Source organism: Thermoanaerobacter thermocopriae JCM 7501 (assembly GCF_001310975.1).
Classification (GTDB): domain Bacteria; phylum Bacillota; class Thermoanaerobacteria; order Thermoanaerobacterales; family Thermoanaerobacteraceae; genus Thermoanaerobacter; species Thermoanaerobacter thermocopriae.
In genome coordinates this window covers 15,444-38,506 of sequence record NZ_BAZY01000004.1, presented here as the reverse complement: position 1 = coordinate 38,506, position 23,063 = coordinate 15,444, and the positions used below count along the sequence as shown (strand labels likewise).

Below are 23,063 nucleotides of genomic sequence, written 5' to 3'. Positions count from 1 at the left end.
TCACCTCATTTTATACAAATTGCCAATAACCTCACTGGCTTGTTTCATTATGTCCTCTATTATCTCTTTTACAGGTTTAATGTCATTTATAAGGCCAGCAATTTGTCCTGCCATCACAGAGCCATATTCTACATCACCGTCTACTACCGCTGCTCTTAATTTTCCTTCTCCTAATTTTTCTAATTGTTCCTTAGAAGCTCCCATTTGTTCTAATTTTTCAAATTCTCTTGTCAGTTTGTTTTTTAAGGACCTGACCGGATGGCCAGTGCTTCTCCCAGTAACCACAGCATCTCTGTCTTTTGCCTTTAAAATATATTCTTTGTAACGAGGATGAGCAGTACATTCAGTAGAACATACAAACCGTGTTCCTATTTGAACTCCCGAAGCACCTAAGCAAAAAGCTGCAGCTAAACCGCGTCCATCAGCAATACCTCCTGCAGCGATGACTGGAATTTTCACAGCATCCACTACTTGAGGTACTAATGCTAAAGTTGTCAATTCCCCAATATGACCTCCCGATTCTGTTCCTTCAGCAATAACAGCATCTACCCCAATGTCCTCCATTCTTTTTGCTAAGGCTACTGAAGGCACAACAGGAATTACTTTGATACCCCGCTCTTTAAGTCTTGGTATGTACTTGCCTGGATTTCCTGCTCCAGTAGTTATGACATCTATTTTTTCTTCTAAAATAACCTCCATAACTTCATCAACAAAAGGAGACAAAAGCATTACGTTGACACCAAAAGGTTTATCAGTAAGTTCTCTTGCCTTCCGTATTTGTTCCCTTACAAAACTGGCAGGTGCATTACCTGCTCCTATTATTCCTAAACCTCCTGCATTTGACACTGCAGCAGCTAGTTCTGCAGTCGCTACCCATGCCATTCCACCTTGAAATATCGGATATTTTATATTGAGCATTTCTACTATTTCCGTTTTAAACATATCTTTCACTCCTTACTTACTCCATTTTATAACACTTGAGCCCCAAGTCAAACCTGCACCAAAAGCAACTGTAAGTATAATATCACCTTTTTTAATAAGTCCTTTCCTATATGCCTCATCTAAAGCTATAGCAACAGAGGCTGCAGATGTGTTACCGTATTTATCAAGATTTATATAAACTTTATCATCGCTAAGTTTTAGCCTTTTTCTTGCTGCTTCAATTATTCTTGTATTCGCTTGATGAGGTATAAGCATATCGATATCTTCTGGTTTTAGGCCACATCGGTTTAATGCCTCAATAGTAGCGCTATCCATTACTTTTACAGCAAACTTAAATACTTCTTGTCCTTCCATAAAAATAGTATGTAAATTTTTCTTTACAGTCTCTTCACTAGCAGGCATTCTTGAACCTCCTGCGGGCATGTACAAGTGTTTTCCACCAGTTCCATCAGCTCCCAAATAAGTACTCAAAATTCCATATCCGCTTTCTACTCTTCCTACCACAGCTGCTCCTGCTCCATCCCCAAAGAGGACACAAGTGTTTCTGTCTTTCCAATTAGTAATTTTAGACAAAGTTTCTGCTCCAATAACTAATATTTTGTTATACATACCAGTCTCTACAAATTGTTGAGCAATAGCAAGACCATATATGAAACCTGAACATCCAACAGAGATATCAAAAGCAGCTGCGTTGGATGCACCCAAATTAGCTTGAATTATGCAAGCAGTAGATGGAAAATTCATATCAGGTGTCACAGTTGCAACAATAATCATATCAATTTCTGAAGGGGCAATTTTAGCATCTTCCAAAGCTTTTCTTGCAGCTTCAATTCCTAAATCAGAAGCTGCTTGTGAAGGATCTGCAATGCGCCTCTCTTTAATTCCTGTCCTCGTTGTAATCCATTCATCAGAAGTATCTACCATTTTTTCTAAATCGGAATTAGTCAAAACTTTTTCTGGAACGTAACTACCCGTTCCTAAAATTCCTGCAGCAAATTTTTTACCCACTTAACTCATCTCCCATTGACTCAATTTCTTTTTTTATGTGATTTAACACATCATTATCTACAAAATTTTTAGCCTGTTTTATCGCATTAAAAATAGCCTTTGCTTTTGAGTTGCCATGAGCTTTTATGACTGGTTTTTTTATTCCCAAAAGAGGTGCTCCTCCATATTCGGTGTAATCCATTTTTTTAGTTATTCTCTTAAGTCCCCTCATTATTAAAAGAGCTCCTATTTTAGTAAAAATATTTCGTGTCAACTCTTCCTTTAAAAGTTGAGAAATTACAGAAGCGATTCCTTCCATAGACTTTAGTATAGCATTTCCCACAAACCCATCGCAGACTACAACTTCACAGACGCCGTAGGGAATATCTCTTCCCTCTACATTTCCTATAAAATTTAGTTTTGATTTTTTAAGTTCTTCAAAAGCCTTTTTTACTACTTCATTACCTTTTTCCTCTTCTGCTCCTATATTAAAAAGCCCTACTCTTGGGCTTTTAATCCCAAACATTTTTTGTGCATAAACATTTCCCATGACAGCAAACTGTATCAAATTTTGAGCATCACAATTAGTATTAGAACCTGCATCTAATAACACAGTAGCCCCATTTAAAGTAGGAAGTATTGGAGCTAGAGCAGGTCTGTCAATTCCCTTGATACGCCCTAAAGTAAGTAATGCTCCTGCCATTAAAGCACCTGTATTGCCAGCTGATAAAAAAGCGTCCACTTCCTCATCTTTAAGAAGCTGTAGGCCTATTACCATAGAGGAATCTTTTTTCCTTCTAACAGCCGTAACAGGCGCTTCATCATTTTCAATAACTTCTGAAGTATAGACGAGATTAAGCCTTTTATCCTTTCCTTCAAGACTACGTAAAACTTCATTTCTCCCAATAAGTACTATCTCTAAGTCTTGAAAATGCCGTAATGCCTCTAAGCTGCCTTTAATTATCTCCTCTGGGCATAGTCACCACCCATAGCATCAATCGCTAACCTCAACAGTGTCACTCCTTTTTTTTAGAAAATCCTCATCAATGGCTACTAAAATGAACTTACCTCTGAATACTTCCCTGTCCTTAACTTTTATCTTAACCCAGACAAAATATTTGTTTCCTCTTTGACGTATCACTTCGGCTTTCGCCACAAGTCTATCTCCTACTTTAACGGGAAACTTGTACTTTATGTTTGCCACTCCAATTAAAGCAGCAGAGGCATCAATAACAGACATAGCTAAAGACTCAGCCTGTGAATAAATGTATTGCCCCTTCACAATTTTTGTTTTGACAAAAACCATATCTTCTGTAGGCTCAAAAATCGAAATACCCCTTTTACCTAATTCTAAGTCTATTAGTTCTCCAACTACTTCACTTCCTGTAATAGTTCTCACTTTTTGATAATTTTCTTCTGCAACACTTTTTATACGCTCTCTAACTTCGGGGATTCCTAATTCCATCCTGTCAAGTCTTATAGTTTGTACACTTACTCCAAACATTTCTGCTAACTCGTCATCAGTATAAAAGGGGTTAGTATTTATTTTTTCTTTTAGAAGTTTTTGTCTTTCTACTTTACTCATTCGCACAGTCATATTACCAGCTCCAGATATTAGTTGTTTTTATGACCTACCCAAAATTATAAATTATTTTTTTTGTAAAATCAACTAAAAAGTAGTAATAGGTCTTTTCCTATTACTACTTTTTTTAGTCTTATTCTTCTACTTTTATTACCTCTCTCCCTTTGTAATAGCCGCAATTAGGACATACTCTATGAGGGAGCTTAGGTTCATGGCATCTTGGGCATAAAACGTAAGCCGGTGCAGCTATTTTATAACTATTATTCCTCCTGGTATCTCTTCTAGCCTTTGATATTCTCCTCTTTGGAACAGCCATCTTAACACCTCCTACATCTATTGCAGTAGTTTAGAAAGGACGGTAAGCCGCGGATCAATATCTTCTCGCTTGCAACTACAGGATTGATGGTTTAAATTGGCACCGCAAACAGGACACAAGCCTTTGCAATCTTCTTTGCACAAAAATTTCATTGGTAATGACAATATGACAAACTGGACTACAAAAGTAGTTAAATCAAAATTTTCATAAAAACTGTCATCTACTTTGCCGTCTACTAAATCCTCTACATATTCTCTTAATTTAAGGTCTAGATTATAAATGAACTCTTTCAAACATCTGTCACATACAGCATTTATACTGCCTGTAATATCAAGTTCTGCAAAAAAACCTTCTTTTTGTGCCGTAATAGTACCTTTTACATGTAGAGGAATTATAATCTTATATTCTTCTCCTTTAAATCCAATGCTCTCAACGTCTTCCACATAGTCTATATTTATGCTGCGGCCAAGCTGTCCTTTGATTTTTAATAGATCGACTTTCATTTTTCTTCACACACCTTAAAATAATTGACATCCCTATTATACTAACCTCGCAACCCGTTGTCAAGATTATCTACTTTAAACCTTTTACCAATTTTTCAGTATCTTTAGCTATCATATATTCTTCATTTGTGGGAATAACCATAACTTTAACTTTTGAATCTTGAGTAGATATAATTTCCTCTTTTCCTCTCACCTTATTTTTTTCTTTGTCCAATTTTACACCCAAAAACTCCAAATCCTCTAAAATAAACTCTCTTATCTCCGGTCCATTCTCCCCAATTCCAGCAGTAAATACAATAACATCAACACCACCCATAACAGCTGCGTAAGAACCTATTGTCTTTTTCACCCTATAAGCAAAAACTTTCAACGCCAGCATTGCCCTTTTATTCCCTTCATTAAAGGCTGCGTTTTCTAAATCTCGAAAGTCACTGCTTATTCCTGAAATTCCGTATACTCCTGATTTTCTATTGAATATCTCTATAATTTCTTCAGCAGTTAACCCTTCTTTTTCCATTAAGAAAGTTATAATTGAAGGATCAACATTCCCAGACCTTGTACCCATAGCCAGCCCTTCTAATGGTGTAAATCCCATACTTGTATCTATCGATTTACCGCCTTTAATTGCAGCAATACTAGAACCATTCCCTAAATGGCAAGTAATGATTTTTAGCTCTTCAATAGGTCTATTTAATATTTCAGCAGCTCTTAAAGAAACATATTTATGGGAAGTCCCGTGGAATCCATATCTTCTTATTCTGTATTTTTCGTAGTATTCATAAGGAATGGGATAAATATAAGCGTAATCTGGCATTGTTTGATGGAAAGCCGTATCAAAAACCGCTGCCATCGGCACCCCTGGCATTATCTGCTGACAAGCTTTTATACCCTCAATATTAGCAGGATTGTGCAAAGGTGCAAGGTCAATACAGGCTTCTAATTTTTTAATAACCTCTTCGTCAATCAAGACAGAATCAGTGAAAAACTCTCCACCGTGCACAACTCTATGTCCTACTGCATCTATTTCTTTCATATCCTTTAATATTCCCATTTCTTTATCTGCTAAAGTCTCTAAAACAATTTGTATAGCTTCTTTGTGATTTTTCATATCTTTTTGTATCTTTATTTTATCTTTTCCCTCTACTTGATGAGTTAAAAAAGAATTATTGATACCTATTCTTTCCGCTAACCCTTTTGCTAAAACTTTTCCATTATCCATATCCAATAATTGATATTTTAATGACGAACTTCCACAGTTCATAACTAAAATTTTCATATGTACTACCTCCTTAAAGTTATTTTTACACTCCTTGAGCTTGTACACAAGTTATTGCTATAACATTAACAATATCCTCTACACTGCAACCCCTTGATAAGTCATTGATGGGTTTGGCAAGACCTTGAGAAATTGGTCCAATAGCATTAGCCTTAGCAAGTCTCTGTACCAATTTATATCCAATGTTTCCAGCTTGCAAATCTGGGAAAACAAGCACGTTTGCATTTCCTGCAACAGGACTTCCTGGAGCCTTTAACTCTCCTACTTCTTTGACAATCGCAGCATCTAATTGAAGCTCACCATCAATTAGCAAATCAGGCGCCAATTCTTTTGCAATTTTTGTTGCATTTTTCACCTTATCTACTAATTCATGGTTTGCACTTCCTTTTGTAGAAAATGATAGCATAGCGATTCTAGGCTCAATCCCAGCAAGGACCTTTGCTGTATGGGCAGAAGCAATAGCAATTGCTGCTAATTCCTCTTCAGTAGGATTAGGATTTATTGCACAGTCAGCAAAAATAAACACACCATTGCTTCCATAAGTACAATTAGGTACTTCCATTATAAAGGCACCAGAAACTACTTTGACGCCTGGAGCAGTTTTTACAATTTGAAAAGCCGGTCTGAAAACATCAGCAGTAGCGTGAATCGCCCCAGATACCATGCCATCCACATCATCTAATTTAACCATCATGACACCGTAGTACATCGGATTTTTCATAATTTGATATGCCTGTTCCTCTGTTACTCCTTTGTTTTTTCTTAAATTATAATATTCTTCAGCATATTTTTGTAAAAGAGGCGACTTTTCAGGGTCTATAATTTCTGCTTTCGAGATATCCAACCCCTTTGCTTTTTCTTTTATTTCTTCTTCTTTTCCCAACAAAACTACATCAGCGATACCTTCTTTAATAACCGTTTCGACAGCTTTTAAAGTCCTAGACTCACTTCCCTCAGGAAGCACAATTCTTTTTTTATTTGCTTTAGCTTTTTGTATAATACTATCCATTAGCGCCATTTAAAATCTCCTTTCCTTTTTTAATTTTAAAACTGTAATATTGTATACACGATCTTCCTTTTACATTTTATCATATTTTATGTAAAATAATAAGTATATCTTAAAAAATTTTTTGAAAGGATAAGAAGTTATATGAAAATTTTGGGAATTATTGTCGAATACAATCCTTTTCACAACGGACACCTTTACCATTTGCAAACTTCAAAAGAATTAACCAAATGTGATTATACTGTAGCAGTAATGAGTGGAAATTTCGTACAAAGAGGAGAACCAGCAATTGTAGACAAATGGAAAAGGACTATGATGGCTTTAAAAGCTGGCGTAGACTTAGTAATTGAGCTGCCAGTAGTATACGCTACCTCCACTGCAGAAAATTTTGCTTATGGAGCAGTGAAATTATTAGACTCTTTAAAAATAATAGATTGTATTTCTTTTGGTAGTGAAAAAGGTGAGTTAAGCGAACTTATAAAAATTGCTGAGATACTTTTAGAAGAACCAATTCATTATAGAAAAGCATTAAAAGAATATTTAAAAACCGGTATCACTTTTGCAAAAGCTCGCGAATTAGCATTAAAAAAAGTTACGAATAACAATGAAATAGAAAAGATTTTACAAACCTCCAACAACATCTTAGCAATAGAATACCTAAAAGCGCTAAAAAAAATAGATAGTTCTATTACACCTTTTACCATAAAGCGAAGAGGCTCTTTGTATACTTCTTTAGAACTCAAAGGAGAATTCGCCAGTGCCTCTTCCATAAGAAAGCATATTTTTGAAAAAGGTCTAGAAGACTTAGAAAAATACATCCCAAATTTTTCAAAAGAAATTTTACAAAGCTCTTTTGAAAAAAAACAGGGGCCGGTATCTTTAGAGGATTTTTCTAATATTTTAATTTATCTTTTAAGAAATCACATTCCTCTTAATCACATATTTGATGTCTCGGAAGGTTTGGAAAACAAAATTTACAAAGCTTCTTATAAAACTAACAATATTGAGGAACTTATAAAACTTATAAAATCAAAGCGATACACTGAAAGCAGAATAAAGCATATATTGACTCATCTTTTACTTAAGATAGATAAACAAATTTTTGAAGAATTTGACGGTCCTAATTATATAAGAGTTTTAGGTTTTAACGAAAAAGGCAAAAAAGTGTTAAAAGAAATTAAGAAAAAGTCTTCTCTCCCTATCATCACAAAAGTATCACAATATAAAAGCAAACTATCTAATACCAAAATGTTCGAAAAAGATTTATTTGCTACTGATACCTATACTTTAGCTTATAAAAACTCTTCTATCGCTGGCTTAGATTTATACATCCATTAATAAAACTTTAAATTCCCCACCATTCATTTTTAAAGAACTCTTTAAATAAGATAATAATAGACAACAAAACAAGGTGGGGATAAAACTTGAAAAACACCTTTTTAAATATTTTTATTTCTTTTTTAATTTTAATGGTACTATCTTTAATACTTTTCCCTAAAGAAGCATTAGAAGCAGCTAAAGGCGGCATAAACCTTTGGCTTTTTACTATTACCCCTTCTTTACTTCCTTTTTTCATAGGTTCAGAGCTTCTTTTACAATTAGGAGTAGTGCATTTTTTAGGCACTTTTTTAGAGCCTATAATGAGGCCCCTGTTTAATGTACCGGGAAGTGGTTCCTTTGCAATGGCAATAGGATATACTTCTGGTTATCCAGTAGGAGCCAGGTAATATCAAGACTTTGGGAAGAAAATTTATGTAAAACAGAAGAAGCTGAAAGGCTCATGTCTTTTTGCAATAACTCAGGCCCCCTATTCATGTTGGGAGCTGTCGCAATTGGCATGTTTGGTAGCCCACAAGCCGGATACATGATCATGGCTTCTAATTATTTCGCAGCTATAACCACAGGACTTTTCTTTCGATTTTATAAAAAAAATTCTCACAAAACATCTCCCACAACAAAAAAATTTTTAAATGCTACTATCAAAAAAATAAATTATACACCAGAACAGAATAAAAAAAAGTTTAAGCACTATACTGTCAGAAGCTGTCGTTAAATCAACAAATACTATTATCATGATAGGAGGTTATGTTGTACTTTTTTCCGTTGTGATAGAATTTTTAAAACTGTATAAAATTTTAGATTTCCTCTCTTACTTCTTATCTCCAATATTCGTATTATTAGGTTTTGATAAAAGTTTAATACCAGCTTTCATAAGCGGTCTTTTGGAAATAACGGTAGGTTCAAACTTAATAAGCCAAGTTTCTGCGCCTTTAGAACAAAAAGTTATATTAACAAGCGCCATAATAGCATGGGGCGGAATATCAATACATGGACAAGTATTAGGAGTAATAGCAAAAACAAAAATAAAATATTTTCCTTATTTCATTGCAAAAACAATCCAATTTTTTCTTGCAGCTTTATATTCTCATTTGTTACTCACTATATTAAAATTTCAAGAGGACAATGAAATTTCCCATGTTTTTAACCCATATACTTACAAAAATTCCTGGGACATATTTCAATTTTCTTCAATAATTTTCATAATTGTTATTTTAACCATCCTATTTTTTGCAATAGCTTTAAAACAATATTTACAACAACACTAACTATTTGTTGCCTTTTAATTCTTCTCTATTTCTCTTAATAATTTCTAATATTTCAGACACTTGCAACTCAATTTTAGCAAGCAATTCATCAGCATATTCTCTACTTCCTAGCCTTATTTCCCTTGCATTAGCTTGGGCAGTAGAAATTATTTCTGCTGCCGTCTTTTCAGCCTTTTTAACTATCTCACTTTCACTTACCATTTCCTTAATCTTTTGTTCAGCTTCTTTTATTATCATTTCTGCTTCCTGTTGTGCCTCTAAAAGAATTCTTTGCCTTTCTTGTTTGATCCATTCCGCCCTTTTAAATTCGTCTGGCAATTTTATTCTTATTTGCTTTATTAATTCCAAGACTTCTTCTTTGTTTATTAAAACTTTGCCAGAAAGAGGAATAGAAGAACTATTTTCTATAATGTCTTCTAATTCTTCTAAAAGATTAAGAACTTCTAAATCATTAATATTCGACAAAAATAAAACCCCCTTTAATTATCTTGAAAACTTTTCCTTTAATTTTTGAGCTACAATCTCTGGTACAAACTCAGAAAGGCAACCGCCAAACTGAGCGATTTCTTTCACAACACTAGAACTTAGATATCCATACTTTGCACTAGTCATCAAAAAAACCGTCTCAACAGAAGGATTTAATTTTTTGTTGATTAAAGCCATTTGAAACTCATATTCAAAGTCAGAGACCATTCTCAACCCTTTTATTATAGCATTAGCATTTACTCTTTTAGCATACTCTACCAATAAACCGTCAAAATAATCAATCTCAACATTGGGAATATCACAAGTTACTGCTTTTAAAAGCTCTATCCTTTCTTCCACCGAAAATAAGGGCTTTTTCGAAGGATTTAAAAGTACAGCTACAATTAGTTTATCAAACAGATTTGCTCCTCTTTTTATAATATCAATGTGTCCATAGGTGACTGGGTCAAAACTCCCGGGATAAATTGCAGTTTTCATGTTTCCTCCTTATAAAATGATAGTATTGTTTCTCCATATTTATTTTCTCTTACCTTTACTAGATTTCCATAAGTTTCTTTTACTTTATCATTTTTATGATGTTGTGCTATTATAATGCCGCCTCTTTTCAAAAGTTTTGCCTTTCCAAGCTTTATAAGAGTTTTTTCGGCAAGGTTTTGATAATAAGGGGGATCTAAAAATATTATATCAAACTTTGTATTATTTTGGTCTAATATTTCAATAACTTTTAAAACATCTCGATGGAGTATTTTAGCAAAAGGTATTAAATTTAATTCGGCCACATTTTCCCTTATACATTTTACACTTTTTAAACTTTTATCGACAAAATAGCAAAACTGTGCCCCTCTGCTTAATGCTTCGATGCCTATATTCCCTGTACCCGCAAACAAATCTAAAAAAACACTTCCTTCTATTTTGTTCATCAATATATTAAATAATGATTCCTTAACTCTATCGGCAGTTGGCCTCACTTCACTGCCTTCTATAGATTTTATTTTTCTTCCTCTTAGCTTGCCTGCTATTACTCTCAAAGGCAATCCCCCATTTCACCAATTATTTTAGCATATTTTTAAAAAATATCGTAAAAAATATGTATAAATTTTTTTCAAAATGGCAAATAATATTTATGGGAACAGAAATTTCCCCAAAATTCTTCCTTCAATTTCTCCTCTCCCAGTCCAGGTAGGCAACTACCTGGATTAAAATTTTAAAAGGGCAATCACAAGGATTGCCCTTTTTATTGTAAATTATCTTATTTCCAAGTTCCTTTACTGGCTATTTGGCTTTCTGCCATCTGTATCATTTTTCTTACCATATGGCCACCTACAGCCCCACAATCTCTTGATGTGAGATAACCCCAGTAGCCATCGGCCGGAGGAGTTATTCCTAATTCATTAGCTATCTCATACTTCCACTGGCTCATAACCTGCTTTGCCTCTTTTACCACAAGAGGATTTCTGGTTTCTGAACCTACAGCCATTTTATTCACCTCCTAAATCGTGTTCCATTATTAATTTAACCCGCTATTTAGCTTATATACCTGTAAACTATTGTTATATATACCTTTTGATATAAAGAAGGATACCCACTAGGGATATCTTCTTTATATCATATATCATTATCCTTATTATCTTTATATATATCAATATATATTTATTTCCAGGTTCCTTTGCTGGCCATCTGACTTTCTGCCATTTGTATCATTTTTCTTACCATATGGCCACCTACAGCCCCACAATCTCTTGATGTGAGATAACCCCAATAACCATCAGCTGGAGGATTTATTCCTAATTCTCTTGCTATTTCATACTTCCACTGGCTCATGACTTGCTTTGCCTCTTTTACCACAAGAGGATTTCTGGTTTCTGAACCTACAGCCATTTCAATCACCTCCATTTGTATTTGTATTATTAATTTAACCAAATTGCTTTTTTATAAACTATAAATTTGTTTTCAAAAATGTATAAAAGTGATTGAAATGGCAAATAATAAAAATTTATTTTTCCTCAAAAAACACTCCCGCCGCATCAGGCCCTGCATGAGTACCTATTCCACATCCAGCTCTTGACCTTAAAAATTTAGTTATGCCTAACTCACTTCTTAAGGCAGCTTCTATTTCATTTAAAAATTCTTCTTTATCTGTATGAATTAATCCCACTTCTTTATCTGTAAAATCTACTCCTGTATTTTTCATATAATCAATCATCCAGCGAATAACTCTTTTTTGCCCTCTAACCTTATCTACTATTTTTAATTCTCCATCATCATTCATTAAAATAGGCTTTATATTCAAAATATTCCCAATAAATGCCTGCGTTTTAGGTAAACGCCCTCCTCTGTATAAATAGTCCAGAGAATCAAAAACCATTATATACCTAATTTTAGGAGTTAAATCATACACTTTTTGAACAATTTCCTCCTTAGAAGCTCCCGCAACTGCCATTTTAGCAGCCTGAAGAACTAACATACCATTTCCTAATGTAAAATGTCTTGAATCAATAACTTCAATTCTTTTTGGATCTACCATATCTTTTGCAATCACCGCAGATTGGTAAGTTCCACTCAATTTTGATGATAAAATTATGGCAATTACGTAATCATAACTTTTTAACAAGTCCTTAAAAGTTTCCATAAACTCTACTGGTGAAGCTTGAGTAGTTGTAGGCATTTTTCCTTCTCTTAAAAGCCTATAAAATTCTTCTTTTGTTATATCTTCTCCATCTTTATAACTTACACCATCAATATTGATAGTCAGAGGAACTACAAATATTCTATAAGTTTTTATTAAATCCTCAGGTATATCAGACAAGCTATCTGTGACAATCGCTATCTTTTCCATACTACTATTCTCCTTCTCTAATTTAATATTATTCCTTCTAATTTTTGGTAAAACTGATTAAGTAAAATATTTTTTATCTTAGGATAGTTTTCAAGTTTAGGGTCTTTTTTAAGCAACTCCTCTACATCTTTTTGCACTATCTTTAAAATATCTATATCCTCCACAATGTTAGCAATTTTAAATTCAGGAAGGCCATGCTGTCTTAATCCTAAAAATTCACCAGGTCCTCTTATTTCTAAATCTTTTTCTGCAATTTTAAATCCATCAGAAGTTTGAGCTAAAACTCCCAGTCTTTTTTTGGCTACGTCAGAATTAGAATAACTGATTAAAATACAGTAAGACTGAAATTCTGACCTGCCAACTCTGCCTCTTAATTGGTGAAGTTGTGCAAGTCCAAACCTTTCTGCATTTTCTATAATCATCACTGTTGCATTAGGTACATTTACCCCCACCTCTATTACTGTGGTAGAGACTAAAATATCAATTTTGCCATTTACAAATTCTTCCATAACTTTTTCTTTCTCGCTGTCCGCCATTTTACCGTGTAAAAGTCCTACTTTAGCTTCCTTAAAAGCATCTTTATAAATTTCTCTATATACTATTTCGGCAGACATCGCACTTATTTTATCCGATTCTTCAATTAGGGGACAAACTACATAAACTTGTCTTCCCTTTTTCACTTCCTTCATTGCAAACTCGTAGGCTTTTTTTCTCACAGAAGAAGAAATAACGTAGGTTTTGACTTTTTTTCTTCCAGGAGGTAATTGGTCAATTATCGATATATCCAAATCTCCGTATAGAATAAGAGCCAAGGTACGAGGAATTGGTGTAGCTGTCATAACCAAAACATCAGGTTTTTGCCTTTTTGTGTCAAAAGCGCCCTTTGTCTCACTCCAAAACGGTGCTGCTCATCAGTTATACAAAGTCCTAAATTGTTAAAAACCACATCATCTTCTATTAGAGCGTGTGTCCCTACTATAATATCGTAATCTCCCTTTTTGATTTTTTCTAATACTTCTTTTTTATTAGAAGGTGAAAGGCTACCAGATAAAAGTCCAATTTTTATATCAGTATTTTTAAAAAGTTCTTTTAACGTAGAATAATGCTGTTTTGCAAGTATCTCCGTTGGAGCCATCATTGCCACTTGATAGCCATTCTTGACAGCAATATACATGCTGCAAGCTGCAACAACTGTTTTTCCGGAGCCCACGTCTCCCTGTACCAAACGATTCATCACCTTGTGAGAATTCATATCTGCAATTATTTCTTTTAAAACTTTTACCTGTGCTTGTGTCAATTTAAAAGGCAATCCCATAATAAAAGGCTTTAAATCTACCCGTTCAAATTTTATTCCTTTTTTTTCTTTCGCAGATCCTTTCATTAGAAATAAAGCCATTTGCAGCAAAAAAAGTTCTTGATATTTAAATCTGTATTTTGCCTGCTCTAAATATGCTTCATTTTGGGGAAAATTTATATTAATTAGTGCACTTTTTATGTCCATTAATCTTTTTTCAGATAGAAATTCTTCATCAAAAAACTCTTCTACTTCCTGTACATACTCCTTAAGAGCATTAAACATTATCTTTCTAATAGCATTTTGTGTCAAACCTTCTGTTAGTCCATAAATAGGAACTATCCTTCCTGTGTTTAACTTAAAATCTTCACTTTTTTCTATAACAGGATTTTCTACTATTAATTGTCCATACTTAACTCGTAATTTACCGTTTATTATATATTCTTCACCAATTTTTAAGTTATTCTTTATATAGGGTTGATTATACCACACTAACTCTACTGCGCCTGTTCCATCTTTTACAGGGACTTTAGTGATAATCACCCTTGAAGTCTTTATTTCTCTTGGACTACCTACAATATAGCCTTTAAAAGTTTGTTTTTCTCCAACTGTTAAGTCCTCAATTTTTAAAATACTGCTCTATTTTCATAATCTTTAGGAAAATAAAATAATAAGTCCTCTACTGTTTGTATTCCCAATTTTTTAAGAAGTTTTGCCCTTTTAGGTCCAACTCCTTTTACGTACTGAATATCCAGATTTAAAGGCATTTCATTTCACCTTTACTCTATTGATATAACGTAATAGTAAAGCGGCTGACCTCCAAAATAAATTTCTACATCTGCCTCTACGGAAATAGAATTTTTCAATTCCTCCGCTTTTTCTTTTGTAACTTCTTCCCCATAATATATGCTAACTAATGAAGAATCCTCATCTAAAGCTTTATAAATCAATTCTTGTGCTACTTTATTATAATCTTTTCCTACTGATTCCAGGTTGTCATTTATAAAACCTAACACATCTCCTTTTTTGATTTCAAAACCATTTATTTGCGTGTCTCTTACTGAATAAGTAACTTCAATTGTCTTTATATTACTTAATATTTCTTTTATTTTAGCTACATTTTCTTCTAAACTCTTTTCAGTATCAATATTTAAAATAGAAGTTATAGCTTCACTAAAATTATTTGTTGGGATTATTTCTACTTTTTTATTTGATAAGGCTTTTGCTTGTTCACAAGCCATTATTATATTTTTATTATTGGGGAAAACTAAAATATTTTCCGCATTAATCTTTTTTATACCCTCCAAAATATCATTTGTACTCGGATTCATAGTTTGTCCACCATTTATAATAACATCACAGCCCAGCTCTGAAAAAAGATTTTTAATTCCTTCTCCATTAGCTACAACTAAAACTCCATATTTTTTCTCAGCCTTTTGCTCTTCACTTACCAACTTTCATGTTGTATTTTCATATTGTCAATTTTCACTTTTATAAGTTCACCTATTTTAAGTCCTTCTTCTAATACTAATCCAGGATTGTTCGTGTGCACATGAACTTTTAAAATGTCATCATCTGAAACTATCACCAAACTATTTCCAAATCTTTCGAATTTACCTTTTAAAATAGCTTCTGCATAACTCTTTTTTGTTTTCACTAATATTTCTGTACAATATAAAAATCTTAAATCCTCCACAGTTTGCTTATTTGTTACTGTCTCTTTTAAAACTTCTATCGGCTCAATTTTGTTTCCTTTAAACCCTTCAAACATCCCCTTTAATACATACACAAATCCCATTCCACCAGAATCAACTACTCCAGCCTCTTTTAAAACTGGCAAGAGATTTGGAGTGTTTTGTAAAGACTTTTCTGCAGCTTCAATAATTTTTGCGAAAAAATTCTTCAAAATTTTCAACCTTTTTACATATTTTTTCCGCCTCTTCTGCAGTTTCCCTAGATACTGTGAGAATAGTACCTTCTACAGGTCTCATAACTGCTTTATAAGCTACCTCTACACCAGCTTTCAAGCCTTCTGCAAAATCGCAAGGAGTTATCTTTTTTGTATCTCTAAGTCGTTTAGAAAAACCTCTAAAAATCTGGGATAAAATAACTCCCGAATTACCTTTTGCTCCCATTAAAGTACCTTTCGAAATAGCATCTAAAACTTCTCTTATCGTATCTTGTGATTTCTCTAACTCTTTTGCAGCATATTGCATTGTATATGCCATATTAGAGCCAGTATCACCGTCTGGAACAGGAAAAACATTGAGTTTATCAACTTCTCCTTTGTTGTTAAAAAGATAATTAGAACTTGCTATCATCATGTTCTTTAAAATTTTTCCATCTAAGTACTTCAACACAACTTCCTCCTCAATTATCAACTTTAATTCCCTGAACATTTATTATTACATTTTCTACTTTTACTCCTACAAATTTCTCGACAGCGTATTTTACTTTTTCAATAGCATTCGCTGAAACAGTTTTTATATTTACGCCGTATAGGACAACTATATAAACTTCTAATATCAAACCTTCCTCTATAGTAACAACCTTGACTCCTCTTCCAGAATTTTCTGTTTTAAATATTTCTATTAATCCATTTGCTCCTTTTCTGCCTAATCCTACTATCCCATAACATTCAGATACTGCTCTACTGGTTATAGCAGCAATTGCATCATTTGAAATATGTATTATGCCATATTTGTTTTTTATTTGAACCATTAATACCCCTCCAATCTTAATTTATATTTTACCTAAATCTCTTAATAACATCAACTAAACATTTGTTGTAAAGGTATTTACATTTATAAGAGATGGTGATAAAATAATATTGTTATTTTGATTTTTATTGTGCAAGTAATTAATTTTTGATAAAATATTACTGTCTTTCAAAGGAGGTGCAACTGTGCTTAAGTGCGATGTTTGTGGAAAAGGTCCTTTGGCAGGTTACCAATATAGCCACTCTCATAGAAAATCCATAAGAAAGTGGAAGCCTAACCTAAAAAAAGTAAGAGCAATAGTAAATGGTACTCCTGTTAGACTCCATGTATGTACAAAATGCTTAAAATCAGGAAAAGTACAAAGAGCAATATAAAGAAAGACGTGCATTTTTGCACGCTTTTTTATTTTTCACTTAAAATATATGTTTACATAGTAACCAGCTATTACAAGAAAAATTCCCAAAAAAATCATCCATAACCAGTAAGGAATATACCTAATAAAAATCAATACACCTAAAGCAATCAATACATATCCTAACGAATAATTTAGTTGCCTATTTAATCGCTTCAGTTTATAAAAAAATTTGTTCATAAAAACACCCCTTTCCTCTTTAGTTACTATTATACTATTCACAGGAAAGGGATTTTGAAACTATTCTCTTGGTTTTATCACTAATAAAAGTCCTTCTTCTATTTTTATAGTTGCTTTATCTTCTATAAAAACATTGCTTATACCGTAAGGCATTTCTAAATCCATACTTTGACCTGAAAGGGCATAAAACAAACCTTTAGTGTATATTCCTTTTACATCTTTAGAATATGGAAGTAAAGATAACAATTCTCCTTTTTTCCCTTCAATCTCTAAAAATTTATCAATCAAATATATCTCATTTTTTTCATTTATAATTTTACCCTTGATATTGCGATTTAATAAATACAACAAAAGGGAAAGATTTGCATAAGAGTGATCAAATCTCTCTCCAAATACCCCTGTAAAAATAATTTCCTTCGCCCCTAATTCTATCGCTTTTATCATTGCCAATTGTGTATCTGTCTCGTCCTTCATAGGAGAATATTTTTCAATTTTTACCCCTTTGTTTTTATAAAATTCCAAAACTTCTTCTTTTATTGAATCTAAATCACCCACTATCAAATGAGGTTTTAGTTTCATTTGATAGGCATGATTCGCTCCACCATCTGCACATATAACTATATCTACTTCTTTTGTCAAATTTTTATAAAAATCATAATCTTTTATATCCCCATTAGAAATAATTAAAACCCTCATCTTTTTACTGCCTTTCTAAATTCTTTTATAGTTTGGGCAGGATCCGAAGATTCAAAAATTGAAGAACCAGCTACAATTATATCAGTTCCTGCCTCAACTACTTCCTTTACATTATAAAGGTTAATTCCCCCATCTACCTCAATTTCAAAGTTTAAGCCTAAATCTTCTCTCATTTTCTTTATTTCTTCAATCTTTTTAAGCATTGAATCTATAAACTTTTGTCCTCCAAATCCAGGATTTACCGTCATAATCAGAACCATATCAATATCCTGTAATACATATTTTATACTTTCTAAAGGTGTAGCCGGATTTAAAGAAACTCCGGCTTTTTTACCATAGCTTTTTATTTTCTGTATCGTACGATGTAAGTGTATACAAGCTTCTTGGTGAACAGTTATAATATCCGCGCCCGAATTTACAAAATCTTCTATGTACAAATCTGGATTTTCAATCATCAAATGAACATCAAAGGGAATAGAAAAAAATTTTCTCAGGGACTTTACTACTACTGGTCCAATGGTGATATTTGGAACAAAATGGCCATCCATTACATCAATATGCAAAAGGTCAGCATCTTTTTCTATCTTTTTTACATCTTCTAATAAATTTGCAAAATTTGCAGATAATATTGAAGGAGCTATTTTCAATTTTTAGTACCTCCTCTTTTCTTTTTCCTTTAATTCTTTAAACAGAGAAATATAACTTACATATCTGTTTTTATCAATTAGTCCTTCTTCTACAGCCTTTATAACATTGCACCCCGGTTCTTGTATATGAAGACAAGAAGAAAATTTGCACCCTCCTTGAAACTCTAAAAATTCTCTAAAATAGTATCGAAGGTCTTGTTTTTCAATATCTAATGTTAATGCAGTAAAACCTGGGGTATCCAAAACATACCCTCCAAAATCAAGAGATAAAAGCTCTACGCTTCTTGTTGTGTGTTTACCTCTTAAAAGCTTTTCGCTTACCTCCCCTGTCTTGAGTTTTATATTTGATTGAATAGAATTAATCAAAGAGGACTTTCCTACTCCAGAAGGACCTGCAAAAAAAGAAACCTTGTCTTTTAAATAGGATTTTAATTCGTCAATTCCTTCTTTTGTAACTGTAGAAGTTGCAACTGCTTTATATCCTATTTTCTGATAAACACTCACCAAATCAAAAGCCTCTTTATCCTCTTTTAAATCCACTTTATTGATACAAACTACAGGCTCAATGTCATTACTCTCTGCCAATACAATCATTTTATCCAATAAAATTCTGTTAAGTTCTGGCCTAATAATAGCAAATACTATTATAGCTTGGTCTACATTAGCTACTGGAGGCCTTGTAAGCTTATTTTTTCGTGGTAAAATGTTTAAAATATACCCCTCCCTATCGTTTATCATTTGAATTTCCGCAATGTCACCTACTAAGAGAGTAACATTATCCTTTCTAAATTTTCCGCGAGCACGGCATTCTATAATGCCGTGCTCTGTAGCTACATAATAAAATCCAGCTATTCCTCCCACAATTTTTCCCACTACCCTCGTCAATTAAAATCTCGCCTCCACTGTGCTATACACTTCTCCATCTATATCCACCTCAATTGTAGCTTTACCTTTATATGCCGTTACAGGAACAGTAAGAGGGCTATCTTGATAAGTGTGTTGGGCAGAATATATTAAATTTTTTTGTCCGTTTTGTATTACATATACATCTACTTTCATAGTGCCCTGTTTGTTAGGCAATTCAATAATAACATTTTTGGTTCGGTGTTGTAAAGAACCCTGGGGCATCTGAGGCATCTTACTGACAATTAAATCTATCGTGCTTCCTTTTTGAATTTCACTATCTGGAGAAACACTTTGCTCTAAAACCACACCCTCTGGTACCTCAGTAGTCTCTTTATAAATGACTTTGCCTAACTTTAAACCAGCATTTTCTAGGGCAGTTGTTGCTTCCTCCAATGTCATATTAACTACGTTGGGCATTATCGCAGGTTGTTGACCCTTACTAACATATAGATCAATCGCTGTATTGTATTCTACCTGTACCCCTTGTCTTGGATTTTGATCAAAGACATATCCTTTAGCAAATTGATCATTGTATTGTTCTATAATGTTTGCTTTAAGGCCCATATTCTCAAGGATATTTTTAGCCTCTAAATAATCTTTGTTTATCACATTAGGCACCACAACAACTTGCCTGCCTTTACTAATTACTACATAAACTGTACTTCCAGCTTTTACTACGCTGCCTTGTGAAGGATCTTGAGATAAAATAGTATTTTCGGGTTTATCACTGTACTGTTCTTCGCTTATCTCCATATTCAAATTATGGTCTGATAAAATTTTGCTTGCCTGATTTAAAGACAAACCAACAATATTTGGAACTACTACATCATTCACTTTAAAAAAGTTATTAAGGACGTATATCGTACCATAAGATAAAGAAGCCATCAACAAAAGAATTAATAAAGCAATTGTTATTTTCTTTATGACATTTCGTCTTTTCTTTTCTTTTTCTTTTTTTTGTGCTGCTTTTTTTAACTCTTCTACATCTTTAGAAGGAATCACCCGTGTTTTTGTAATTTCCTCTTCTTTGAAATTTAGCTCTTTAGGATTTCGCAAAAAAGTATCTAAGTCTTTAAGAAAATCTGCTGCAGTTTGATACCTAAGATTTACATCCTTCTGTGTAGCTTTTAAAACTATTTGATCTAATTCTTTTGGCACCTTCTCATTTAGCCTGGAAGGAGGAATTATCTCTTCTTGAATGTGTTTTAAAGCGACAGAAATAGGACTATCTCCCTCAAAAGGTACTTTTCCCGTTAGCATTTCATAAAGGACAATTCCTAAAGAATAAATATCCGTTCTTTCATCTACTATTCCGCCTTTTGCTTGTTCAGGAGAAAAATAATAAGCAGTTCCTACCACATCTCCGGTATAAGTTATGGTAGAACCATTGGCAGCCCTTGCAATTCCAAAATCAGTAACTTTCGCCACATCCTCTTCAGTAACAAGAATATTTTGTGGTTTTATATCCCTGTGAATTATTCGATTTTTATGAGCGTGATCCAAGGCTTTGCAAACTTGTCTTGCTATTTCTATTGCTCTTTTTACTTCTAACGGTCCTCCATTTTCACTTATGAGTTTTTTTAAAGTGTGTCCATTTATATATTCCATTACAATATAGTAAATGTCTCCCTCTTGCCCAACATCGTATATACTCACTATATTAGGGTGTGAAAGACTTGCCGCTGCCTGAGACTCTCTTCTAAACTTTTTTACAAAATCCTCATCTGCTGCAAATTCAGGCCTCAAAATTTTGATTGCTACTATTCTGTTAAGGAGATGACACTTTGCTTTGTAAACCTTAGCCATTCCGCCTTCGCCAATTTCCTCTAATATTTCGTAGCGGTTACCTAATATACGTCCAATCATGATGTCACCTCCTTAACAGCGATAAGAGTTATATTATCATATCCGCCGTTAGCTTTTGCAAGATTTACTAAATTAATACAAGAGGTATTTATATCTTCATTCCTAGTAAATTCATCTAAAATCTGTTGGTCTGTCACCAAATTAGTTAGCCCATCTGTGCACAAAAGCAAAATGTCTTCTGGCATAACAGCGTCATGGAATATATCAATTTCTACTTCCTCATCAACTCCCAAAGCCCTTGTTATTATATTCTTTTGAGGATGAACTCGGGCTTCTTCATGAGTTATTTTACCCATTTTTACAAGTTCTTCTACAAAAGAATGGTCTTCTGTAATTTGCTCTATGCTGTTATCTCTTATCAAATAAGCCCTACTATCTCCAATATGTCCTATAAAAAAATGGTTTTTTTCAAAAAATAACAAAGTAAGAGTAGTACCCATCCCTGTCAATTCACATTCTGAACAGGCTTGAGAATAAACAATTTTATTAGCATATTTAATTGATTTCTCTATAAAACCTTCTATAGAGGAAATTTCTCTATCCTGTAGCTTAAAATAATTCTTTTTAAAATAATCAACAATGGCTTCAACAGCAGACTTACTTGCAACTTCACCCCCATTATGGCCTCCCATTCCATCTGCTACAATAAACAGTGGCAAATCTTTTTCTCCCGAGGCATAATAATAATCTTCATTTTTTTCTCTTACATTGCCAATATCAGTTAGGGCAGCTACAATCATAAAAACCCTACCTTTCTTTTAAATACTTTCTCCTCAGCTGTCCACAGGCAGCTTCAATATCGCTTCCTAATTCCCTTCTCACCGTACAAGATATCCCTGCATTTTCAATAATTTTTTTGAACATCATCACTTTTTCATTAGCCGCCTTTTTAAAGCCTATCTCTTTTACGTAATTAATAGGTATCAAATTAACATGGCACAGCATGCCTTGCAATAAATCCACCAATTGATATGCATGTTCTTTTTTATCATTTACTCCTTCAATTAACGAATACTCAAAGGTTATCCTGCGCCTTGTTTTTTCTATATAATACTTACAAGCTTTCATCAATTCCTCTAATGGATAAGCTTTATTTATTGGCATTAGTTGAGTTCTCAATTCATCATTAGGAGCATGTAATGAAATAGATAAATTAACCTGTAATTTTTCATCTGCAAATTGGTAAATTTTAGGAATTATTCCGCAAGTAGATATAGTTATATGCCTACTGCCTATTCCTAAACCGTAAGGGTTATTTACTATTTTTATAAATTTCATCACTTCCTCGTAATTGTCAAAAGGTTCTCCACTGCCCATTAAAACAATATTTGAAATTTTGCCATAGTCGCTGTCTATAGACATAACTTGGTCTACCATCTCTGAAGCTTTTAAATCTCTGACTTTGCCTCCAATAGCAGAAGCACAAAAGCTACATCTCATATTGCATCCTACTTGAGTAGAAACACAGGCAGTATTTCCAAACCTGTATTTTATAGCAACTCCTTCAATAATATTTTTGTCTTCCAGCAAAAAAGGTATTTCACAGTGTTATCTATTTCAGAAACCCTTCTCGCTTCTACCTTCAATTGAGAAATATAAGCAATTTCTTTTAATTTTGATCGCAAATTTTTAGAGATATCTGTCATCTTGTCAAAATCTGTAATTTTTTTACCGTAAATCCACTTGTAAATCTGTTTAGCTCTATATCTACTCTCTCCAATATTTACAAAAAATTCTTCCATTTCTTCTAACGTCATATTTTTTAAATTGTACAACTTAATATACCTCCGTGTCCATGTTGA

Annotated in this window: 21 protein-coding genes and 6 pseudogenes; 3 read left to right on the top strand and 24 right to left on the bottom strand. The window is 33.3% G+C overall.

Features of this window, described 5'->3' with window-relative positions; genetic code table 11:
• The 8 genes and pseudogenes from fabK to pta form a co-directional block, all read right to left on the bottom strand.
• Window positions 1–942 (bottom strand): enoyl-[acyl-carrier-protein] reductase FabK, encoded by a 942-nt coding sequence (gene fabK, locus JCM7501_RS02565; RefSeq protein ID WP_012995332.1) that lies wholly within the window; start codon window positions 940–942, stop codon window positions 1–3.
• 12 nt (window positions 943–954) lie between these two features.
• On the bottom strand, window positions 955–1,950 hold the full coding sequence (locus tag JCM7501_RS02560) for a beta-ketoacyl-ACP synthase III (RefSeq protein WP_013150370.1): 996 nt from the start codon (window positions 1,948–1,950) through the stop codon (window positions 955–957).
• Window positions 1,943–2,940, bottom strand: a pseudogene (gene plsX, locus JCM7501_RS02555) (phosphate acyltransferase PlsX). The gene JCM7501_RS02560 and the pseudogene plsX overlap by 8 nt, the downstream one beginning before the upstream one ends.
• The gene (gene fapR, locus JCM7501_RS02550; RefSeq protein ID WP_012995335.1) at window positions 2,924–3,526 is read right to left on the bottom strand and encodes a transcription factor FapR; all 603 of its coding nucleotides are present in this window, start codon (window positions 3,524–3,526) and stop codon (window positions 2,924–2,926) included. The pseudogene plsX and the gene fapR overlap by 17 nt, the downstream one beginning before the upstream one ends.
• A 118-nt stretch (window positions 3,527–3,644) precedes the next feature.
• Window positions 3,645–3,827, bottom strand: coding sequence for a 50S ribosomal protein L32 (gene rpmF, locus JCM7501_RS02545; RefSeq protein ID WP_012995336.1), 183 nt, complete (start codon window positions 3,825–3,827; stop codon window positions 3,645–3,647).
• A 17-nt stretch (window positions 3,828–3,844) separates the two neighbouring features.
• Entirely contained in the window at window positions 3,845–4,330 is a 486-nt protein-coding gene (locus JCM7501_RS02540; RefSeq protein WP_013150372.1) for a YceD family protein, read from the bottom strand.
• Window positions 4,331–4,400: 70 nt separating this feature from the next.
• Window positions 4,401–5,606, bottom strand: coding sequence for an acetate kinase (locus tag JCM7501_RS02535; protein WP_028991676.1), 1,206 nt, complete (start codon window positions 5,604–5,606; stop codon window positions 4,401–4,403).
• 25 nt (window positions 5,607–5,631) lie between these two features.
• On the bottom strand, window positions 5,632–6,624 hold the full coding sequence (pta, locus tag JCM7501_RS02530; RefSeq protein ID WP_012995339.1) for a phosphate acetyltransferase: 993 nt from the start codon (window positions 6,622–6,624) through the stop codon (window positions 5,632–5,634).
• A gap of 132 nt (window positions 6,625–6,756) precedes the next feature.
• On the opposite strand from pta, the pseudogene JCM7501_RS02525 reads away from it, so the two are divergent.
• Window positions 6,757–7,961: pseudogene (locus JCM7501_RS02525) on the top strand (nucleotidyltransferase).
• A 75-nt stretch (window positions 7,962–8,036) separates the two neighbouring features.
• Window positions 8,037–9,218, top strand: a pseudogene (ylbJ, locus tag JCM7501_RS02520) (sporulation integral membrane protein YlbJ).
• On the opposite strand, the gene JCM7501_RS02515 reads toward ylbJ, so the two are convergent.
• The 9 genes and pseudogenes from JCM7501_RS02515 to JCM7501_RS02475 form a co-directional block, all read right to left on the bottom strand.
• Window positions 9,219–9,683: a hypothetical protein gene (locus JCM7501_RS02515; protein WP_028991673.1), complete on the bottom strand. Its 465-nt coding sequence runs from the start codon at window positions 9,681–9,683 to the stop codon at window positions 9,219–9,221.
• An 18-nt stretch (window positions 9,684–9,701) separates the two neighbouring features.
• The gene (coaD, locus tag JCM7501_RS02510; RefSeq protein WP_028991672.1) at window positions 9,702–10,181 is read right to left on the bottom strand and encodes a pantetheine-phosphate adenylyltransferase; all 480 of its coding nucleotides are present in this window, start codon (window positions 10,179–10,181) and stop codon (window positions 9,702–9,704) included.
• Window positions 10,178–10,732 carry a 16S rRNA (guanine(966)-N(2))-methyltransferase RsmD gene (gene rsmD / locus JCM7501_RS02505; RefSeq protein ID WP_028991671.1) on the bottom strand — a complete coding sequence of 185 codons (555 nt, stop codon included), beginning with the start codon at window positions 10,730–10,732 and terminating at the stop codon, window positions 10,178–10,180. The genes coaD and rsmD overlap by 4 nt, the downstream gene beginning before the upstream one ends.
• 221 nt (window positions 10,733–10,953) lie before the next feature.
• Entirely contained in the window at window positions 10,954–11,181 is a 228-nt protein-coding gene (locus tag JCM7501_RS02500) for an alpha/beta-type small acid-soluble spore protein (RefSeq protein ID WP_028991670.1), read from the bottom strand.
• Window positions 11,182–11,354: 173 nt separating this feature from the next.
• Window positions 11,355–11,582 carry an alpha/beta-type small acid-soluble spore protein gene (locus JCM7501_RS02495; RefSeq protein WP_013150377.1) on the bottom strand — a complete coding sequence of 76 codons (228 nt, stop codon included), beginning with the start codon at window positions 11,580–11,582 and terminating at the stop codon, window positions 11,355–11,357.
• 115 nt (window positions 11,583–11,697) lie between these two features.
• Window positions 11,698–12,540, bottom strand: coding sequence for a DegV family protein (locus tag JCM7501_RS02490; protein ID WP_028991669.1), 843 nt, complete (start codon window positions 12,538–12,540; stop codon window positions 11,698–11,700).
• A 17-nt stretch (window positions 12,541–12,557) separates the two neighbouring features.
• Window positions 12,558–14,601: pseudogene (recG, locus tag JCM7501_RS02485) on the bottom strand (ATP-dependent DNA helicase RecG).
• Between the two features lie 12 nt (window positions 14,602–14,613).
• Window positions 14,614–16,194 (bottom strand): annotated as a pseudogene (locus JCM7501_RS02480) (DAK2 domain-containing protein).
• Between the two features lie 10 nt (window positions 16,195–16,204).
• Window positions 16,205–16,555 carry an Asp23/Gls24 family envelope stress response protein gene (locus tag JCM7501_RS02475; protein WP_012995350.1) on the bottom strand — a complete coding sequence of 117 codons (351 nt, stop codon included), beginning with the start codon at window positions 16,553–16,555 and terminating at the stop codon, window positions 16,205–16,207.
• A gap of 184 nt (window positions 16,556–16,739) precedes the next feature.
• On the opposite strand from JCM7501_RS02475, the gene rpmB reads away from it, so the two are divergent.
• Window positions 16,740–16,928 (top strand): 50S ribosomal protein L28, encoded by a 189-nt coding sequence (gene rpmB, locus JCM7501_RS02470; RefSeq protein WP_012995351.1) that lies wholly within the window; start codon window positions 16,740–16,742, stop codon window positions 16,926–16,928.
• 35 nt (window positions 16,929–16,963) lie between these two features.
• Here rpmB and JCM7501_RS02465 read toward each other — a convergent pair whose 3' ends face one another.
• The 7 genes and pseudogenes from JCM7501_RS02465 to rlmN all read right to left on the bottom strand — a co-directional run bounded on the left by JCM7501_RS02465 (window position 16,964) and on the right by rlmN (window position 23,036).
• Entirely contained in the window at window positions 16,964–17,146 is a 183-nt protein-coding gene (locus JCM7501_RS02465) for a hypothetical protein (protein WP_028991666.1), read from the bottom strand.
• 60 nt (window positions 17,147–17,206) lie between these two features.
• On the bottom strand, window positions 17,207–17,842 hold the full coding sequence (locus tag JCM7501_RS02460; RefSeq protein WP_013150381.1) for a thiamine diphosphokinase: 636 nt from the start codon (window positions 17,840–17,842) through the stop codon (window positions 17,207–17,209).
• Window positions 17,839–18,489 (bottom strand): ribulose-phosphate 3-epimerase, encoded by a 651-nt coding sequence (gene rpe, locus JCM7501_RS02455; protein ID WP_012995354.1) that lies wholly within the window; start codon window positions 18,487–18,489, stop codon window positions 17,839–17,841. The genes JCM7501_RS02460 and rpe overlap by 4 nt, the downstream gene beginning before the upstream one ends.
• Before the next feature lie 3 nt (window positions 18,490–18,492).
• Window positions 18,493–19,374 carry a ribosome small subunit-dependent GTPase A gene (gene rsgA, locus JCM7501_RS02450; protein WP_012995355.1) on the bottom strand — a complete coding sequence of 294 codons (882 nt, stop codon included), beginning with the start codon at window positions 19,372–19,374 and terminating at the stop codon, window positions 18,493–18,495.
• The gene (gene pknB / locus JCM7501_RS02445; RefSeq protein WP_028991665.1) at window positions 19,375–21,261 is read right to left on the bottom strand and encodes a Stk1 family PASTA domain-containing Ser/Thr kinase; all 1,887 of its coding nucleotides are present in this window, start codon (window positions 21,259–21,261) and stop codon (window positions 19,375–19,377) included.
• Window positions 21,258–22,001, bottom strand: a complete 744-nt coding sequence (locus JCM7501_RS02440; RefSeq protein ID WP_012995357.1) for a Stp1/IreP family PP2C-type Ser/Thr phosphatase — start codon at window positions 21,999–22,001, stop codon at window positions 21,258–21,260. The genes pknB and JCM7501_RS02440 overlap by 4 nt, the downstream gene beginning before the upstream one ends.
• Before the next feature lie 7 nt (window positions 22,002–22,008).
• A pseudogene (gene rlmN, locus JCM7501_RS02435) lies at window positions 22,009–23,036 on the bottom strand (23S rRNA (adenine(2503)-C(2))-methyltransferase RlmN).
• Window positions 23,037–23,063 lie beyond the last annotated feature (27 nt).

What these genes read in the sequence shown, in the direction of transcription:
- fabK (WP_012995332.1), bottom strand. Translation starts at nt 942, where the DNA reads ATGTTTAAAACGGAAATAGTAGAAATGCTCAATATAAAATATCCGATA.
- fapR (WP_012995335.1), bottom strand. Translation starts at nt 3,526, where the DNA reads ATGACTGTGCGAATGAGTAAAGTAGAAAGACAAAAACTTCTAAAAGAA.
- rpmF (WP_012995336.1), bottom strand. Translation starts at nt 3,827, where the DNA reads ATGGCTGTTCCAAAGAGGAGAATATCAAAGGCTAGAAGAGATACCAGG.
- JCM7501_RS02540 (WP_013150372.1), bottom strand. Translation starts at nt 4,330, where the DNA reads ATGAAAGTCGATCTATTAAAAATCAAAGGACAGCTTGGCCGCAGCATA.
- JCM7501_RS02535 (WP_028991676.1), bottom strand. Translation starts at nt 5,606, where the DNA reads ATGAAAATTTTAGTTATGAACTGTGGAAGTTCGTCATTAAAATATCAA.
- pta (WP_012995339.1), bottom strand. Translation starts at nt 6,624, where the DNA reads ATGGCGCTAATGGATAGTATTATACAAAAAGCTAAAGCAAATAAAAAA.
- coaD (WP_028991672.1), bottom strand. Translation starts at nt 10,181, where the DNA reads ATGAAAACTGCAATTTATCCCGGGAGTTTTGACCCAGTCACCTATGGA.
- JCM7501_RS02500 (WP_028991670.1), bottom strand. Translation starts at nt 11,181, where the DNA reads ATGGCTGTAGGTTCAGAAACCAGAAATCCTCTTGTGGTAAAAGAGGCA.
- JCM7501_RS02495 (WP_013150377.1), bottom strand. Translation starts at nt 11,582, where the DNA reads ATGGCTGTAGGTTCAGAAACCAGAAATCCTCTTGTGGTAAAAGAGGCA.
- JCM7501_RS02490 (WP_028991669.1), bottom strand. Translation starts at nt 12,540, where the DNA reads ATGGAAAAGATAGCGATTGTCACAGATAGCTTGTCTGATATACCTGAG.
- JCM7501_RS02475 (WP_012995350.1), bottom strand. Translation starts at nt 16,555, where the DNA reads ATGGTTCAAATAAAAAACAAATATGGCATAATACATATTTCAAATGAT.
- JCM7501_RS02465 (WP_028991666.1), bottom strand. Translation starts at nt 17,146, where the DNA reads ATGAACAAATTTTTTTATAAACTGAAGCGATTAAATAGGCAACTAAAT.
- JCM7501_RS02460 (WP_013150381.1), bottom strand. Translation starts at nt 17,842, where the DNA reads ATGAGGGTTTTAATTATTTCTAATGGGGATATAAAAGATTATGATTTT.
- pknB (WP_028991665.1), bottom strand. Translation starts at nt 21,261, where the DNA reads ATGATTGGACGTATATTAGGTAACCGCTACGAAATATTAGAGGAAATT.
- JCM7501_RS02440 (WP_012995357.1), bottom strand. Translation starts at nt 22,001, where the DNA reads ATGATTGTAGCTGCCCTAACTGATATTGGCAATGTAAGAGAAAAAAAT.